18 protein-coding genes and 1 tRNA gene are annotated in these 15,122 nt (G+C 66.3%); 8 read left to right on the top strand and 11 right to left on the bottom strand.

Annotated features, from left to right (window positions below):
- Positions 1-61 precede the first annotated feature (61 nt).
- A tRNA-Glu gene (locus GQS65_RS18265) sits at positions 62-136 on the top strand.
- A 168-nt stretch (positions 137-304) separates the two neighbouring features.
- Here the strand turns inward: GQS65_RS18265 and GQS65_RS18270 are convergent.
- Together GQS65_RS18270 and GQS65_RS18275 are read right to left on the bottom strand one after the other, a co-directional pair.
- Positions 305-784, bottom strand: a complete 480-nt coding sequence (locus tag GQS65_RS18270) for a Rieske (2Fe-2S) protein (RefSeq protein ID WP_158206063.1) — start codon at positions 782-784, stop codon at positions 305-307.
- A 57-nt stretch (positions 785-841) separates the two neighbouring features.
- Positions 842-1,609 carry an SDR family NAD(P)-dependent oxidoreductase gene (locus GQS65_RS18275; RefSeq protein ID WP_158206064.1) on the bottom strand — a complete coding sequence of 256 codons (768 nt, stop codon included), beginning with the start codon at positions 1,607-1,609 and terminating at the stop codon, positions 842-844.
- Positions 1,610-1,812: 203 nt separating this feature from the next.
- Between GQS65_RS18275 and GQS65_RS18280 the strand changes: the two genes are divergently transcribed.
- Positions 1,813-2,430, top strand: coding sequence for a class I SAM-dependent methyltransferase (locus GQS65_RS18280; protein WP_158206065.1), 618 nt, complete (start codon positions 1,813-1,815; stop codon positions 2,428-2,430).
- A gap of 78 nt (positions 2,431-2,508) precedes the next feature.
- Here GQS65_RS18280 and GQS65_RS18285 read toward each other — a convergent pair whose 3' ends face one another.
- A complete protein-coding gene (locus tag GQS65_RS18285) occupies positions 2,509-3,345 on the bottom strand; it encodes a YihY/virulence factor BrkB family protein (protein ID WP_158206066.1) in 837 nt (278 codons plus the stop codon).
- Positions 3,346-3,416: 71 nt separating this feature from the next.
- A complete protein-coding gene (locus GQS65_RS18290; RefSeq protein WP_158206067.1) occupies positions 3,417-4,295 on the bottom strand; it encodes an amidohydrolase family protein in 879 nt (292 codons plus the stop codon).
- A 147-nt stretch (positions 4,296-4,442) separates the two neighbouring features.
- Between GQS65_RS18290 and GQS65_RS18295 the strand changes: the two genes are divergently transcribed.
- On the top strand, positions 4,443-4,853 hold the full coding sequence (locus tag GQS65_RS18295) for a DUF7518 family protein (RefSeq protein WP_158206068.1): 411 nt from the start codon (positions 4,443-4,445) through the stop codon (positions 4,851-4,853).
- Positions 4,854-4,899: 46 nt separating this feature from the next.
- Complete coding sequence (locus GQS65_RS18300) at positions 4,900-5,421, top strand: hypothetical protein (protein WP_158206069.1); 522 nt, start codon at positions 4,900-4,902, stop codon at positions 5,419-5,421.
- A 16-nt stretch (positions 5,422-5,437) separates the two neighbouring features.
- On the opposite strand, the gene GQS65_RS18305 is transcribed toward GQS65_RS18300, so the two are convergent.
- Complete coding sequence (locus tag GQS65_RS18305) at positions 5,438-6,352, bottom strand: EamA family transporter (RefSeq protein ID WP_368280326.1); 915 nt, start codon at positions 6,350-6,352, stop codon at positions 5,438-5,440.
- A gap of 90 nt (positions 6,353-6,442) precedes the next feature.
- Between GQS65_RS18305 and GQS65_RS18310 the strand changes: the two genes are divergently transcribed.
- Complete coding sequence (locus tag GQS65_RS18310) at positions 6,443-6,895, top strand: DUF4112 domain-containing protein (protein WP_158206070.1); 453 nt, start codon at positions 6,443-6,445, stop codon at positions 6,893-6,895.
- 6 nt (positions 6,896-6,901) lie between these two features.
- Here the strand turns inward: GQS65_RS18310 and GQS65_RS18315 are convergent, their stop codons facing one another.
- From GQS65_RS18315 to GQS65_RS18330, 4 genes are all read right to left on the bottom strand, one after another.
- Positions 6,902-7,375, bottom strand: a complete 474-nt coding sequence (locus tag GQS65_RS18315; RefSeq protein WP_158206071.1) for an SRPBCC family protein — start codon at positions 7,373-7,375, stop codon at positions 6,902-6,904.
- Between the two features lie 96 nt (positions 7,376-7,471).
- Complete coding sequence (gene lrpA1 / locus GQS65_RS18320) at positions 7,472-7,900, bottom strand: HTH-type transcriptional regulator LrpA1 (protein WP_158206072.1); 429 nt, start codon at positions 7,898-7,900, stop codon at positions 7,472-7,474.
- 477 nt (positions 7,901-8,377) lie between these two features.
- Positions 8,378-9,313, bottom strand: coding sequence for a thiamine pyrophosphate-dependent enzyme (locus tag GQS65_RS18325; RefSeq protein WP_158206073.1), 936 nt, complete (start codon positions 9,311-9,313; stop codon positions 8,378-8,380).
- Between the two features lie 2 nt (positions 9,314-9,315).
- On the bottom strand, positions 9,316-11,205 hold the full coding sequence (locus GQS65_RS18330; protein WP_158206074.1) for a 2-oxoacid:acceptor oxidoreductase subunit alpha: 1,890 nt from the start codon (positions 11,203-11,205) through the stop codon (positions 9,316-9,318).
- A gap of 283 nt (positions 11,206-11,488) precedes the next feature.
- On the opposite strand from GQS65_RS18330, the gene GQS65_RS18335 reads away from it, so the two are divergent.
- Complete coding sequence (locus GQS65_RS18335) at positions 11,489-12,214, top strand: DICT sensory domain-containing protein (RefSeq protein ID WP_158206075.1); 726 nt, start codon at positions 11,489-11,491, stop codon at positions 12,212-12,214.
- 38 nt (positions 12,215-12,252) lie between these two features.
- Here GQS65_RS18335 and GQS65_RS18340 read toward each other — a convergent pair whose 3' ends face one another.
- Both GQS65_RS18340 and GQS65_RS18345 read right to left on the bottom strand, forming a co-directional pair.
- Complete coding sequence (locus GQS65_RS18340; RefSeq protein WP_158206076.1) at positions 12,253-13,125, bottom strand: RAD55 family ATPase; 873 nt, start codon at positions 13,123-13,125, stop codon at positions 12,253-12,255.
- 90 nt (positions 13,126-13,215) lie between these two features.
- Positions 13,216-14,013, bottom strand: coding sequence for an N-acyl homoserine lactonase family protein (locus GQS65_RS18345; protein ID WP_158206077.1), 798 nt, complete (start codon positions 14,011-14,013; stop codon positions 13,216-13,218).
- Between the two features lie 110 nt (positions 14,014-14,123).
- Between GQS65_RS18345 and GQS65_RS18350 the strand changes: the two genes are divergently transcribed.
- Positions 14,124-14,924 (top strand): translation initiation factor IF-2 subunit alpha, encoded by an 801-nt coding sequence (locus GQS65_RS18350; RefSeq protein ID WP_158206078.1) that lies wholly within the window; start codon positions 14,124-14,126, stop codon positions 14,922-14,924.
- Positions 14,925-14,936: 12 nt separating this feature from the next.
- Entirely contained in the window at positions 14,937-15,119 is a 183-nt protein-coding gene (locus GQS65_RS18355) for an RNA-protein complex protein Nop10 (protein ID WP_158206079.1), read from the top strand.
- Positions 15,120-15,122: the final 3 nt, after the last annotated feature.

Genomic DNA, 15,122 nt, shown 5'->3' on the forward strand with positions numbered 1-15,122 from the left:
GCGCCCCGAAACGCAATCGTTATACGTCGTTCTCCGATACATTAGCGTGCAGACGAGGACTGCTCTGATGGTGTAGTCCGGCCAATCATATCACCCTCTCACGGTGATGACCGGGGTTCGAATCCCCGTCGGAGCATTGTAGTGAGCGTCACTCTGTGACGCGAACGAAACGCGCACGAGGTGGATTCGAGCAACGAGCGGCTTCGCCGCGAGTGAGTTCGAATCCCCGTCGGAGCATTTTCTTACTACCGACCCGCGAGCGACGGCGAGCGACGTCGGCCAGCCACACCGGGCGACTGTTTCGTCAGAACGAGAGGTGTGAGGTCGACCCCGGCATGTCGTCGTCATCGTCGTCGGTCGTCGCGTCCCCCGCCTCGATGCCGCCGGCGTGGAGGTACGTCAGGTCGTCGTCGGTGAGGTAGACGTCGCCGTCGGCGACCGAGACGGCGACCGGTGCGAGCGTCGACCCCTTCGCCTTCCCGTTGTCACAGTACCCCGAGCAGGCGTCGAAGAACGACCCGTGTTTCGGGCAGACGAGTTCCCCGTCGCGCATCGCCACACCCGTCCCACGGTCGAGTCGCTGGTCGGTCTCGTGTTGGCAGTAGTTCTTCCAGGCCAGGACGGCGGTCGTCTCGTCGACGGTCCCACCCGTCACGGTGTCACAGTCCGCCGACCGAACGAGGACGACCTCTTCGGCACTGCCGTCGGCCTCCCGGACGGTGAACAGGTGCGACCCGACGTCGGGGACGTCGTCGACGCTCGTGATGCGTGTCGCGTCGTCCATGTGAGTGGGACCGTCAGAGGTGGCTTGAACGTTGGTGTGGGGGCGCGTGTAGCCGGTTCAGCGAGCGGTCATCCCGCCGTCGACGACGTGGACCTCGCCGGTGGCGTAGGCCGCCGCAGGACTGGCGAGGTAGACGGCGGCGTACGCCAACTCCTCGGGGTCGGCGAACCGGTCGGCGGGGATGTTCGACAGCAGGTCCTCGCGGATGGAGTCGTTCTCGCGGACGCCCTTCGTGAACTCCGTCGTGACGTAGCCCGGCGCGAGCGCGTTGACGCGGATGTCGGGAGCCCACTCGACGGCGAGGCTCTTCGTCAGGCCGACCATCGCGTGTTTCGAGGCGGTGTACGGGGCCTGATAGGGGAGGCCGACGACGCCGCCGACGCTGGCGACGTTGACGACGACCCCCGTCCCATCGTGGTCGGCGACGTGCCGTGCGAACGCCTTCGTACAGCGGAACGCGCCGGTGGTGTTCACGTCCGTGATGTGCTCGAACGTCTCGGTGTCGAGCTTCCGAGTGTCGCCGAAGTACGGGTTCGTCCCGGCGTTGTTGACGAGCACGTCGACCGGCCCGAGTTCGTCGGCGACGGAGTCGACCAGACCGGCGACGGCGTCGTCGTCGGTCACGTCGACGGTGCGGGCGACACCGCTCGACCCGGTCCCCTCGATGCGCTCGACCGTCTCCTCCAGAGCCCCCTCGCTCCGTGCGACGGCGGCGACGTCCGCCCCGGCCTCGGCCATCGCCACGGCCGTCTCCTCGCCGATTCCCCGAGAGCCGCCGGTGACGATCACGACCGACCCGGCCAGCGAGAACGCGTCCAGTGTCATGGTCGGTCGACGGTAGCCACCACCGTCAACGCTCCGGCCACGCTGCATCCCGACGTGGGCCGCTCGGTGCAACCGTCGGGCCCTCGACCGGCGGCCGGGGAGACGACCGCCGCGGCGGTGGCGACGGTCCGACGCCGGCCCGCCGGGCGAGTCACGCGACCCGAGACGGCGGGGCTTAACTCCCCCGAGGCGGGACGTGGCGCATGGACCCCGAGGATAACCGACGCGGCTGGGCCGAGCGGTCGGGTGAGTACTCCCCCGAGTACTACGCACACATCGGGACGAACGAGGTGAGCGAGACGCTCGAATCGGTCTTCGGGTACTATCTCCCCGACGACGCGACCATCCTCGAAGTCGGCTGTAGCGCCGGGCGGCACCTCGACCACCTCCGGCAGGCGGGCTACGAGAACCTCACGGGCGTCGACATCAACGCCGAGTCGTTCGACGTGATGGCCGACCAGTTCCCCCGACTCGCCGAGACGGGGACCTTCCACACGGGAGCCATCGAGGACGTCGTCCCCGAGTTCGAGGACGACGCCTTCGACGTGGTCTACTCCGTCGAGACGCTCCAGCACATCCACCCCGATGACGAGGCGGTGTTCGAAGAGCTGATCCGCGTCACGAGCGACCTGCTCGTCACCGCCGAGAACGAGGGCAACAGCCCCGAACGCGGCCGCGACGACCACGAAGTGAGCGTCGTCAACGACGACTTCCCGCTGTATCACCGCAACTGGAACCGGGTGTTCACCGACCTCGGCCTGGCCGAAATCGTCTGCGAACCGACCAACCGCGACACGATTCGCGTGTTCCGGGTCGTCTGAACGGCCGACCGCCCCCCGTGGTCCGGTCGACGACTCCTCGGAGGAGGCCCGAACACGGCGGGACCGCTCGGCGTGACGTCAGGGCCGCGTTCTGGTCGCTCTCCCGGCGGGGGTCTCGACGACGTCACCGACACGCCCGAGAACGACGGCGTTGAGCGTCGCGCCCAGCAGCAAGACGACACCGGTGAAGTAGAGCCACGTGACGAACAGCAGGATACTGGCGACGAGGTTCCCGCCGCCACCGCTGAGCGAGACGTACACCTGGAACAGCACCTGCAACACGGTCCACCCGACGGCCGCGAAGACGGTTCCCGGAAGCACGTCCCGTGGCTCGTGGTCGACGTCCGGGAAGAGGTAGTACATGGGGAAGAACGCGAGGACGAGGCCGACGACGAGCACCAGCGGGACGACGACGTGGACGAACGGGACGAACGAGAGGTATGCGACGACGCTGGTCGCCCCGACCATGGCGACGACACCGACCGTGAGGACGACGAGGACGAGCAGGCTCTTCTTGAGTTGCCCGACGAGCGACTCCTGGGCGGTCGTCTCGTAGATCTCGGAGAACGCCGTGTCCAGCCCGCGGAACACCTTGATAGCCCCCCAGACGAGCGTGAGGATGCCGATTATCGAGGCACCGACGGCCGACCCCGTCCCGGACTCGCTCTGTGAATCGATCATCACGCCGATGACCTCGCCCACGGCGGGCGAGACGTTCTCGGTGGCGACCGTGACGATGCTGTCCTGGAGTTCGGGTGCACCGGCCAGCGCGACGACGAGGAAGAAGAACATCACCAGCGGGACCAGCGAGACGAACGCGCTGTAGGCGATACTGCCGGCGAGGAAGGTGACGTTCTTCTCGCTGAACACGGCACCGGTCGCTTTCGCCCGCGAGACGGTCGATTCGAATGCCATGCTGCCCCATGACGTCCCAAGGAGTTAATCGAAGAGGCTTGCGACACCGTCCCGAACGACGGTCGGGCGAGTTACAGTCCCAGGAACGTCTCGGCGTTCTCCCAGAGGATCTTCCGCTGGACCGCCTCGGAGAAGTCGGTGTACTCGGCCAGCTGGTCGAGCCACCGCTCCGGACGAATCATCGGGTAGTCCGTGCCGAACATCACCTTGTCCTGCAGGACGCTCCCGGCGTACTGGAGCACCTGTTCGTCGATGTACTTCGGCAGCCACCCCGAGAGGTCCATGTAGACGTTGCCCTTCTGCTGGCAGATGGCGAGTTGCTGTTTCTCCCACGGGAACGCCGGGTGGGCGATGAGGATGTCCATCTCGGGGTGTTCGGCGGCCACGTCGTCGAGCAGCATCGGGTTGCCGTACTTGATTTTGAGGCCGCGACCGCCCGGCGTCCCCGCGCCGAGCGTGGAGTTCCCGCCGTGGAACACGCAGGGGACGCCGAGGTCCTCGATGGTGTTCCAGAGGTGGTCGTGGCGCTCGTCGCTCGGGTCGAACCCCTGTGCGATCTGTTGGAACTTGAACCCCGAGAGGTCGAGGTCCTCGACGCAGCGAATCGCCTCCTGCACGCAGTCGTCTTTGAGCGGGTCGACGCTGCCGAACGAGACCATGAAGTCGTCGTACTCGTCGCGCACCTCCGCGACGTAGTCGTTGGACACCGGCGGGTTGCCCGTGTTCGTCTCGGCGTCCCACCCGAGCATCACGACCCTACCGACACCCGCCTCGTGGTACTCCTCGCGCATGGCGTCGTAGTCCCACGTCTCGATACTCGTACCGAACTTGGTCGCGGCGTCCTGCATCATCTCGCCACCGGCGTCTTCGAGGAACTCGGCGGTCGGCTGGTGTGCGTGCGTGTCGATGGCTCGCGGTTCCGACCCGTCGAGCGCGGCAAGCTTCGCCATGGCGCGCGCTTCGACGGGTCGTCGTATAAACGCGACGACGACGAGCCGACCCTCACCAGCGGGGGCTTCGATGGAGACTCCCATCTGAGGGTACCACGGGGTCGTCTGACATAGACTTATAAGATACGAGGAACGAATCAACAGCAAATGCGTCGCGACGAGGCTCTCGAAGCGCAAGTGGGGGAACTACAGCGGGAGCTTCGTGACCTCCTCGACGAGTACGTCGAGGTACAGGAGCGACTGCGGGCGCTCGAATCGGTGACCGGGTGTGAGACCACGCAGGCGGGCGAACGAGCGGTCGCCGACCTCCCGGAACGACTCCAGCGTGTCGCGGAGGCGACCGACGCCGACACCGCCGCGACGGACACGGACGACGAAGGCGACGCCAGCCACGACGCCGCGACGACGTGTGCGTCGCAGGCAGAGGTCGCAGCGGCCGTCGAACGTGTCGAGGAGTCCGAGGAGGAAGCGGAAGTGACGGAGGGGCCGGAGGAGACAGCCGACTCGGACGACGCGGCCACCGACGACGAGGGTCTCGACGACATCATCATCGGGTAGTCGACTTTCCGACAGGTATCTCCCCGTTCCCGACGGACGCCACGGTGTGTTCTCTGTCGACGCGTCACTGACCACCGACTGTTCGGACCTCGAACTCGACGTCACCGACGTCCGCCCAGCCACGGCGACGCGTCCACCGTCGTTCACGCTCTGTCTCCAGAACGTCGGGACGGTCACTCACGACGTCTCCGGGGGTGGGTCGATGCCGCTGAGTCAGTACTCCGCGCGGGACGCAGCGCAACCACGTCGTATCATCGTCTACCCGACACGCAACGACGGCGACCCGAAAGTGGTTCCCGACGAACCGACCGACGCGACCTGGGCGATGGAGGAGGCGTTCCACGACTCGATGCACGCCATCACCACGCGACTCGACCCAGAGGCCGAGCAGTGTGTGGAGTACGCGATACTCACGTACCGACCGTACCACGACGGCTATCCGCCCGGTCGGTACGTCGTCACCGACGAGTTCGGAGTCGACGCGAGCCGACACGACGACGGAACGCCAGCGCAGGTGACGGTGACCGTCACCATCGAGGGCGGAACCTCGTCGGAACGGACTCCGTGACCCGCGACAGAACGAGTCAGTCCACCGCCGCGTCCGGGGGTCGGTCGCTGGCCGTCAGGTAGATACCCGAGAGGACCACCGCACCACCGACCACCGTCGCCGTCGTCGGGAGTTCGGTGAGCACGACCACCGCCAGCAGCGTACTCCCGACCGGTTCGCCGAGCAGCGAGACGCTCACCACCGACGACTCGACGTGTGCGAGCGCCCAGTTCAACACCGTGTGACCGAACAGGCCCGGCCCGAGCGCCATCGCCGCGAACAACAGCCACTCCTCGCGCGGGTAGCCGACGAGCGGTTCGCCTGCACCGACCGCGAGGCCGAGGAGGACGACCGCACAGACCGCGTAGACGACGGTGACGTACGGCAGAAGCGCGACCCGCTGTCGGAGCGAGCGACCGGCGAGGACGTACGCCGCCGACATCACCGCCCCGACGAGTGCGAGCGCGTCGCCGTAGAGCGGTCGACTGCCGGCGACGGCGGCCCCCGACAGGAACTCGCCGGCGGACATCACGACCATCCCCCCGAGCGCGACGGCGATACCGACGGCCATCCGGCGGGAGAACCGCTCGTCGAGGACGAAGAACGCGCCGAGTGCGACGAAGACGGGTTGGGCCTGGACCAGGGTGACGCTGGCGGCGACGCTCGTCCACCGGAGGCTCTCGAACCAGGTGGCGAAGTGGACGGCGAGCGCCGTCCCCGCGACCGTCGCGCCGAGGTAGTCGCGGCCCGTCAGTCGCCCGAAGGCGTCGGGATGACGGACGAGGGCCACAGGACCGACCACGAGGAGCGTGAACAGCACGCGGTAGAACGCCTTGACGAGACTCGGGGCCGACGAGAGGTCGACGAGGATGGCGCTCGTCGAGACGGCGACGACCGCGACACCGAGGCCGAACGCTGGTGAGACGACGGGTGACTCGGTTCGTGTCGGGATCGCCACGTCACACCGTGTGCGGACGATGGGTAAACTGGTTGCGCTCTGCCGGGCGCGGCGTTATCAGTGGGCCGCCGGTACGGGGTGACGATGGCACTCACCGATGCCGACGAGACGCTCGAACGCTGTCAGTTCCTCGCCAACCTGCTCGACGACGCGGTCCCGATTCCGGGAACCGACCAGCGAATCGGCCTCGACTCGATTCTGGGCGTGCTCCCGGTCGCCGGTGACGCCGTCACCGCCGTCGCGTCGTCGTACATCGTCCTCGAAGCGGCCCGACTGGGCGCACCGAAGAGGACCGTCGCGCGGATGACGGCCAACGTCGTCGTCGACTTCCTCTTCGGGTCGGTCCCGCTGCTCGGGGACCTCTTCGACATGTTCTTCAAAGCCAGTCGGAGGAACGTCGAGTTGCTCGAAGACTACCTCGACGCGGACGGCGAGGAGGCTGCCGACGACGCCGAGGCCTCGGCCGACGACGGCGACGAGAGCGGCGACGAGACGACGGCCGACGACGAGGCGACCAACATCGACATCGCCGACTGAGGTAGACTACCCTTCGAGCAGTTCGCGGGTTCTGCGGTGGCGATAGCGGAACATCGGCTCGAACCCGACGTCACCGAGCGGTCCCACCGTGCCGACGACGGGCAGTTCGTACTCCACCTCGTCCTCGACGACCGTCTCCTCGCCGTCGGCGTAGAACCGGTGGGTGTGTCGCCAGTGCGGGAACGGCCCGTCTTCCATCTCGTCGACGAAGTACGCGACGCCGTCGCCTTCCTCGCGTTCGACGATGACCGACACCCAGCGCTGGCGCGGACCGACGCCGAACGGCCGGACCGAGGCGTGGATGCGACTCCCCGTCTCCAGCACCTCCGGGTCCCGTTCGTCGTCGGGGCCGACCACGTCGTCGACACGGAGGTTCATGAACGCCGGCGTGAGCGCTTCCAGTCCCGCGACACCCGAGTGGAACTCCCAGACCTCGTCGAACGGCGCACGGACGCGCGTCTGGCGTCGGTAGGTGGGCATACCGTCGATACGCGCGAGCGCCGTAAAACGCCGACGGCGACGGCAACGACGACGGCAAAACAGAGGTGCGACGGGGCCGAGAGCGCGTCGACGGCGCTACTTCAACCGCTCCTGTAAGAACGAGGGGTGAGCGGCGGTGACACCGTCGATAGTGAGGATGCGGTCCGCGATGACGTCCCCGACGGCGTTCCCGTCGGTGCCCCGGACTTCGGCCATCAGCATGTGGTCGCCGGAGGAGGAGTAGAGCGACTCGACCTCCTCTAACCCTCGGAGTTCGCGGGTCGCCTCGACGTAGCGCTCGCTGGCGACGTCGATACCGACCATGGCGATGGACTTGCTCGTCAGTTTCTTCGGGTCGATGTCGGCCGAGTAGCCGACGATGACTCCGTCAGACTCCAGTTTGTCGATGTACTTACGCACCGTCGGCTTCGACACCCCCGCTCGCTTTGCGATGTCGGCGTAGGAGGCCTGCGCATCGTCTTCGAGAACAGAGAGGATGCGATCCTCGGTGGTGTCCGCACTCATACAACCTGTTTTTGCGTCCGCGAAAAAATACCTTGCGAACCAGAAAACGGCTAGGAGTTGGACTGGTTCCCTGCAGTGCTGTCAGCGAGTCTGGAACCACCTCGAAAGTCCCTGTGCTCTGGGAGACTGCGACTCGCTGCGCTCCTCGCTCCTTTCGGTCGCTGTGGTGCTTACTTCGTCACCAGAAGCCGGAGGCTTCTGGCTGGCTCACGAGAGCGAAGCTCTCGTGAACGTCTCGGCTCACCAGAGCACGGCCGCTTTCAGTCCACCCGCGGTAGCTGGCTGCACAGTCGTCCCGGGCGGACTGAAAGGGGGCGACTGCGCGGCGGCGTTGCCGCCCCACCGAGTCCAGCGAGTCGGGGCTTTCGAAGCCTCTCCAGCAGCGGTTTACGGGACTCATCGAGGGGACGTCGAGCCAACTACGCGTCGCTACTCGACGTACACGCCATCGAAAGAAACGGAACGCCCTGATGCCGTTTACTTGTGGGCGTCGAGCAGGTCGTACGACCGTTCCCACTCGTAGTCGTCGTCGAAGTACCGCTCCGCGAGCGGTTCTTCGGGCATCTCGCCGAGCGAGCGCTTCTCCTGGCCGTAGGAGTGGCGGTTGTCCTGTGTGAAGAACCGACCGGTGAGCACCTCGCCCTCGTAGAGCGCGGACTCGGCCTCGTACATCGCCTCGCCCGCCTCGCGGCGGTCGGTGACGTCGAAGTCGTGCTCGTCGGACTCCTGGATGTCCGTATACGGGACGTACTGTCGGGCGTCCTTGTTCCACGTCGGGCACTGCGTCAGGAAGTCGATGTGCGAGAAGCCGTCGTGCTGGATGGCCTCCTTGATGATCTCCTTGGCCTGGTTGGGGTTGACCGCGGCGGTGCGCGCGATGTACGACGCACCGGAGGTCAGCGCCAGCGACAGCGGCCGGATGGGGTCTTTCGCGGACCCGGCGGGCTGGGTCTTCGACTTGTGACCCTTCGGGCTCGTCGGCGAGGTCTGGCCCTTCGTCAGGCCGAAGATCTCGTTGTTGAACACGATGTAGGTCATGTCGTGGTTCTCGCGGGCGGTGTGCATGAAGTGGTTCCCGCCGATGCCGTACCCGTCACCGTCGCCACCCGCGGCGACGACTTCGAGGTCCGGGTTCGCGAGTTTCGCCGCCCGAGCGACGGGCAGGGAGCGACCGTGGATGGAGTGGTAGCCGTAGGACTCGAAGTAGCTCGAGAGCTTCCCCGAGCAGCCGATGCCGGTCACCAGCAGTATCTCCTCGGGGTCCTTCCCGAGGTCGGCCATCGCTCCCTTCAGCGCCTTCAGGACGCCGAAGTCACCACAGCCCGGACACCACGTCGCCTGCGGTTCGATACCGGGAGTGTACTCGTTCTGGTCGACGTCTCGGTCCTCGCCGATTGCTGAGAATGCGCTCATGATTAGTCACCTGCCGCGGGGACGAACTTGGTGGTCTCGCTGTCTAAGTCCCCGCCGTTGATACTCGCTTCGAACCCCTCGACGATCTCGTGGGGTTCGAACGGGTTGCCGTTGTACTTCAGCAGGCTCGTCATCTTCTCGCCGTAGCGACCCAGTTCCTTCTGGGTGAGCCCGCGGAACTGTGCGGAGGCGTTCATCTCGACGACGAGCGCCTCGTCGACGCTCTCTAAGAACGCCTCGACCTCGTCTTCGGGGTACGGCATCATGTCGGAGACGCCGAGCGACTTCACGCTGTGACCGTCCTCGTTGAGACGGTCGACGGCCTCCTCGACGGTGCCCTGCTGGCTGCCCCACGTGAGGATACCGTACTCGGCGTCGCCGTCGCCGTGGAGCGTCTGGTTCGACTGGTCGCGCCCGTCGAGGTCGGCGCGAATCGCGTTCAGTTTGCGCTCGCGGCGTGCCATCTGGGCGACGCGGTTGCCGGGGTCCTCGCTGATGTGTCCCTCGGGGGTGTGTTCGTTCCCCGACGCGAGGAACCGGCCACCTTTCTGGCCCGGAATCGTCCGCGGACTGACCCCGTTCTCGGGGTCGTGCAGGTAGCGCTGGAACTTCCCGGAGGCGTGGTGGGCGGCCTCCGAAATCTCGTCTTCGGTGAGCGTCGCGCCCAGCGACGGGTTGGGCTCGCGGTCGAAGAAGGACTCGTCGACGTTGACGAGTTCGCCCGAGAGCTTCTGGTCGTAGATGATGATGCTCGGAATCTGGTAGTTCCAGGCGATCTCGAACGCCTTGCGCGTCTGGTCGTACGCCTCTCTCGGCGTCCCTGGGGCCATGACGACGCGGTTGGAGTCGCCCTGACTCGTGTACAGGACGTGTTCGAGGTCGGCCTGCTCGGGTTTCGTCGGCATCCCGGTCGAGGGGCCGGCACGCATCGACTCGACGAGCACGATCGGCGTCTCGTTCATCTCGGCGAGGCCGAGCGGTTCGCTCATCAGGGCGAACCCGCCGCCCGACGACCCCGACATCGCCTTGACGCCGGCGTGGGACGCGCCCATCGCCAGCGCCGCGGCGGCGATCTCGTCTTCGACCTGCTCGGAGATGCCCCCCATATCCGGCAGGTTCTGGGTCATGATGGTGTAGACGTCCGTCCACGGCGTCATCGGGTAGCCCGCGATGAACCGACAGCCCTCGTCGAGCGCGCCGTAGGCGATACCGGTCGACCCCGAGACGAGTACCTGCGTGTCGTCGTGCGTGCCCGTCGGCACGTCGAGGTCGTGAGTGAACTCCTTCTCTTCGGTCTGGTCGCGGGCCATCCGGAGGATCTCGATGTTCTGTTCGAGGATGTCCCCGCCCATGCGTTCTTCCATCAGTTCCTCGATGGGGTCGAGGTCCATGCCGATGAGCGCGCAGGTGACGCCGACACCGGCGGTGTTGCGCATGACCTCGCGGCCGTGTTCGCGCGCGAGACCGCGGAGGTCGACGGGGTAGACGTGCCAGCCCTCCTCCTCGGCACGCTCGTCGAGGTCGTCGACGTCCTCCTCGTCGAGGAGTCCCTCGTCGTAGACGATGATTCCGCCCTCGCGGAGGTCGTCTAAGTTCTCGGTCAGCGGTTTGACCTCCTCGTTGCCGTAGTAGGCTTCCTGCTTGGGGTTCCGAGCGAAGGAGTCCCCCAGCGCGAGGAGGAAGTTGTAGCCGTCGCCCCGAGATTTCACTTCGTCGGGGGCCGCTCGAATCTCGACGTACGTGTGGCCGCCGCGAATCCGCGACGGGTAGTGGCGATGCGTGAACACGTCGAGGCCCGAACGCATCAGCGCCTTGGCGAAGTTCTGGCTGGTCGAATCGATGCCGTCACCGGAGCCACCGGCGATTCGCCAGACCAGTTCGTTTGTAGTCATAGTAGGTCGTGGCCCGAAGGCCCTATGCGAGAAACGACTGCTCCCGACTAAAGCGTTTATCATGTGTTAGCACACATTGATAATGAGGGTTTCCGGGTGATAGCCCCACGCCCGTTCGACCCACCGTCCGACAGGCAGAACCCGGTCGAACGTTCGTGGACGTTCGGTCGGCGAGACGAGTTCGCAAGCCGCCAGGGGCGGACGCGGACGACTGCGGATTCGGGGCCCGTCGCACGTCGGGTAAAGGTCTATATCCAGGGGTGGCGTGACCCCGTCTAGCGAGATGTCCCTCACGGAACTGATCACCGGCGTCGAAGCCCACGAGATGGTGTTGACGGTGTTCAACGCCGACAGCGACGCCGCCGACGACCTGCGCGAACGGTTCGCAGACCGGAACCTGATCGTCACCGAGGGGACCACCATCGACGGACCGGAGGAGTACGTCGTCCTCAGCAAGGGCGAGGAGTTCATCACCGCAGCGAGCCTCGACGAGATACGGAACCCGACGCTCGACGCCGACCCACACTTCGAGGGCGGTCGGCATCGCGCCATCCTCGACCACCTCGACGAGACGATGTTCACCTCCTACGACGCCAAACAGATGGTCGCGGCGTCGAGAGAGATAGAGGACCGCGCGTGGCGAATCGGTGCCGGACAGCTCCACGCCGGCTTTCAGAACATCTCCATCATCGAGTCACAGCTGGACGTCTACGAGCAACTCGCCTCGAAACGGAACCTCGACGTCCACGCGTACGGCTACCCCGACATCGACGTCCCCAGCCACGAGGGGTTCACCGTCCACATCGAACGGGCCGAGGAGATCGCCAGGTCGTGGTTCGTCATCTACGACGGTGCGGGCGTCGACTCCAACAAGTGCGCACTGCTCGCCGAGGAGCGCGAACCCCGCGAGTTCTACGGCTTCTGGACCTACGACCCCAGCACGGTCGACTGGATCCTCGACCACCTCAACTCGACGTACGGGATGGTCGAGACCGACGGCGGTCGCTGAGTCGAGGTCACGGGACGCCCCCGTCCCGCGCGACGGTCTCAGACCCGTCTGTTGCTACTGATGGAGAACCCCGAGTCGGTGACCTGCGTGTCGTAGACGACCTGTCGCCGGCGACTCAGCGCACCACCGAACTCGCCGATGCGCATCGTCTTCTGGGCGTTCGTCCCGCTGTCGTTGGTGTAGAAGTAGAGACAGCCGTGGAGCGCGGTGTTGACGATCTCGTCCGCGCGAATCACCTCGGGGCGGGCGTGGTGGAGCACGGAGACGATACCACCCCACGACTCCGCGGCGCTCCGGATGCCACTGAGGAACCCGAGGATGTCCGCCTGCGAGAGACCGAACGCCCGTGCGCCGTTGAGCGCGGTCAGCGAGTCGAAGACCACCATGTTGTCGTCGCCGACGGAGACCAGGTAGTCGCTCACCTCGCCGAGGAACGAGTCGAAGGTGGCGTCGTCACGCTCGGACGGGCCGTCGTCCGCGGTCGTGTCCCCGCGAGCGGCCTGCCGGAGCGACGGCGGCATCGGCGTGAGGTCGAGAAAGCGGTCCGAGAAGTCCTCGATGTGCAGGTGTTCGGTGAGCGTGTTGAACCGCCGTGCGCCGAGCACCGAGTCCATCTCGTGGAGGAGGTGGCTCCGCGTCCGGTCGACCGTGACGTAGTGGACCTTCTCGGGCAGGATGTCGGGGGTCGTGATTCGCCCGTCGTACATGCCGGGGTAGTAGCGAGCGGTCATCAGCGACGCGGCGTGGGTGTGCGCGTAGGCGTCCGTCCCGGCGTCGGGCGCGCCACAGAGCAGGACGCTGCTGCCGGCCGGAATCCCGCTGAACCGGCCGTCGAGCGTCGGCGAGCCGAACGGAATCCGGCCGATGCTTCGACTGGCGCGTTTCGCACCGATTGGTGTCTCGTCGGTCATGGGTAGGCCTACGAGTACGCTATCGTGACTGTACCGACTATACTGATAGTACAGTCCCCTCGTTCGATGGGGTGGACCGACCGATACCCCCTACAGCTCGTCGCGGACGCGCCGGAACCGGTCGAGGTCGTGGCCCAGGATCACCGTCGCGTCGTGGCGTGCTTCGAGGTCACGGGCGTACGAGAGGCTGGAGCGCCACTCCCGGTTCGACCAGAGCAGTCCGGCCCCCATCGACTGCCCGTCCTCGTAGTTCGCGTCGACGTACGCCTCGTCACCGACGACGAGGACGTTCCCGGCGTCACGCCGAATGAGCGCCCCCATGAGACCGGGCGTGTGTCCCGGCAGGTGGAGCAGTTCGACGCCGGGGACGAGCTGTGAGCGGTCCCCGTGGACGACCTGCCAGTTCAGGTCGTGGTCGAAGTCCGGCGCGAAGTACGCGATAGAGCCCTCGGCGGTCTTCGCGGAGAAGTACGCGTAGGGCAGTTCCTCGCGGTGGACGTAGACGGGCGTGTCCGTGTCCGCGAACTCCTTCAGCCCGCCCGCGTGGTCGAGGTGGAGGTGGCTCATCACGACGGCGTCGATGTCCGAGAGCGCGTAGCCCGCGTCGCCGAGGTCGCCTTCGAGGGTGTGGTCGGCGGCGTCGACGTGCGCGAACGCCTCGTAGAGCGGCCGTGGCCAGTAGCCGTCGCCCGCTTCCGGGTGCGAGCCGGTGTCCCACAGGATGGTCGTCTCGGGCGTCTCTATCACGAGGTTCCAGACGACGAACTCGGCGTAGTCGTGGTCCGGGTCGCGGTCGCTCGCGGTAGCGACGGCGTCCCCGTCGACGACGAAGTTCGTGTCGGCGTGCACGCGGCCCCGGTCGAGGAGGGTCAGGTCGATGGCTCCCATCGATAGGGAGTAGTCCCCGAACGAACATAACTCCGAGTTCCGAGGGTCGTCGTGAGACCACACTGCGCATGACGGAGGGTTTAACCACGCGAGCAAGCTACCCATCGTACATGAAATTCAGTGGCTGGCCAGAGCCGGGTGAACTGGTCGTCGGCAAGGTCGACGAGATCGAGGACTTCGGTGTGTTCGTCGACTTAGAGGAGTACCAGGACCGACGCGGTCTCGTCCACGTCAGCGAGGTCGCCAGCGGGTGGATCAAGAACGTCCGTGACCACGTCACGGTCGACGAGACGGTCGTCTGTAAGGTGCTGGAGGTCAACGAGTCCAGCCAGCAGATCGACCTCTCGATCAAGGACGTCAACGACCACCAGCGTTCGGACAAGATACAGGACTGGAAGAACGAGCGCAAGGCCGAGAAGTGGATGACCCTCGCGTTCGGCGAGGAGATGAGCGACGAGCAGTACACCACCGTCGCCACCGGCCTCTACAACGAGTTCGGGTCGCTCTACGACGGCTTCGAGCAGGCCGCCATCCACGGCAAGGAGGCGCTCGAACCGACCGACCTCGACGACGAGGACGTCGACACCATCGTCGAGACGGCCCGCGAGAACGTCTCGGTCCCGTACGTCAACGTCACCGGCTACCTCCAGTTGCGCTCGTCGAGTCCCGAGGGTGTCGACGACGTCCGTGACGCGCTCGAAGCCGCAGAGGGCAACGGCGAGGTGCCCGACGAGATCGAACTCACCGTCACCTACGTCGGCGCGCCGGAGTACCGCGTGAAGGTGAAGGCACCGAACTACAAGGTCGCCGAGGACGCGCTCGAACAGAGCGCCGACCGCGCACGAGCGGCCATCGGCGAGCGTGGTGGGTCCGCCGAGTTCCACCGCGAGCGACAGACGGACGACGAGTAACCCGATAGGCGGATGAGATCCGACATCCACGTCTGTGGCGACTGGCGTGTGGCCCACGACCGGCCGGTCTACACGCTCGGTGACACCTGTCCCGAGTGTGGCGCGGACGCGGTCAACAGCGCCCCAGCGCCGTTCGACCCGACCGACCGCTACGGCGAGTACCGACGCGCACTTAAGCGACGCGAGCGCCAGTGAGGG

Source organism: Halomarina oriensis (assembly GCF_009791395.1).
Lineage (GTDB): Archaea > Halobacteriota > Halobacteria > Halobacteriales > Haloarculaceae > Halomarina > Halomarina oriensis.

What these genes read in the sequence shown, in the direction of transcription:
- GQS65_RS18355 (WP_158206079.1), top strand. Translation starts at nt 14,937, where the DNA reads ATGAGATCCGACATCCACGTCTGTGGCGACTGGCGTGTGGCCCACGAC.
- GQS65_RS18340 (WP_158206076.1), bottom strand. Translation starts at nt 13,125, where the DNA reads ATGACCGACGAGACACCAATCGGTGCGAAACGCGCCAGTCGAAGCATC.
- GQS65_RS18310 (WP_158206070.1), top strand. Translation starts at nt 6,443, where the DNA reads ATGGCACTCACCGATGCCGACGAGACGCTCGAACGCTGTCAGTTCCTC.
- GQS65_RS18325 (WP_158206073.1), bottom strand. Translation starts at nt 9,313, where the DNA reads ATGAGCGCATTCTCAGCAATCGGCGAGGACCGAGACGTCGACCAGAAC.
- GQS65_RS18285 (WP_158206066.1), bottom strand. Translation starts at nt 3,345, where the DNA reads ATGGCATTCGAATCGACCGTCTCGCGGGCGAAAGCGACCGGTGCCGTG.
- GQS65_RS18345 (WP_158206077.1), bottom strand. Translation starts at nt 14,013, where the DNA reads ATGGGAGCCATCGACCTGACCCTCCTCGACCGGGGCCGCGTGCACGCC.
- GQS65_RS18315 (WP_158206071.1), bottom strand. Translation starts at nt 7,375, where the DNA reads ATGCCCACCTACCGACGCCAGACGCGCGTCCGTGCGCCGTTCGACGAG.
- lrpA1 (WP_158206072.1), bottom strand. Translation starts at nt 7,900, where the DNA reads ATGAGTGCGGACACCACCGAGGATCGCATCCTCTCTGTTCTCGAAGAC.
- GQS65_RS18350 (WP_158206078.1), top strand. Translation starts at nt 14,124, where the DNA reads ATGAAATTCAGTGGCTGGCCAGAGCCGGGTGAACTGGTCGTCGGCAAG.
- GQS65_RS18290 (WP_158206067.1), bottom strand. Translation starts at nt 4,295, where the DNA reads ATGGCGAAGCTTGCCGCGCTCGACGGGTCGGAACCGCGAGCCATCGAC.
- GQS65_RS18295 (WP_158206068.1), top strand. Translation starts at nt 4,443, where the DNA reads ATGCGTCGCGACGAGGCTCTCGAAGCGCAAGTGGGGGAACTACAGCGG.
- GQS65_RS18270 (WP_158206063.1), bottom strand. Translation starts at nt 784, where the DNA reads ATGGACGACGCGACACGCATCACGAGCGTCGACGACGTCCCCGACGTC.
- GQS65_RS18330 (WP_158206074.1), bottom strand. Translation starts at nt 11,205, where the DNA reads ATGACTACAAACGAACTGGTCTGGCGAATCGCCGGTGGCTCCGGTGAC.
- GQS65_RS18275 (WP_158206064.1), bottom strand. Translation starts at nt 1,609, where the DNA reads ATGACACTGGACGCGTTCTCGCTGGCCGGGTCGGTCGTGATCGTCACC.
- GQS65_RS18280 (WP_158206065.1), top strand. Translation starts at nt 1,813, where the DNA reads ATGGACCCCGAGGATAACCGACGCGGCTGGGCCGAGCGGTCGGGTGAG.
- GQS65_RS18335 (WP_158206075.1), top strand. Translation starts at nt 11,489, where the DNA reads ATGTCCCTCACGGAACTGATCACCGGCGTCGAAGCCCACGAGATGGTG.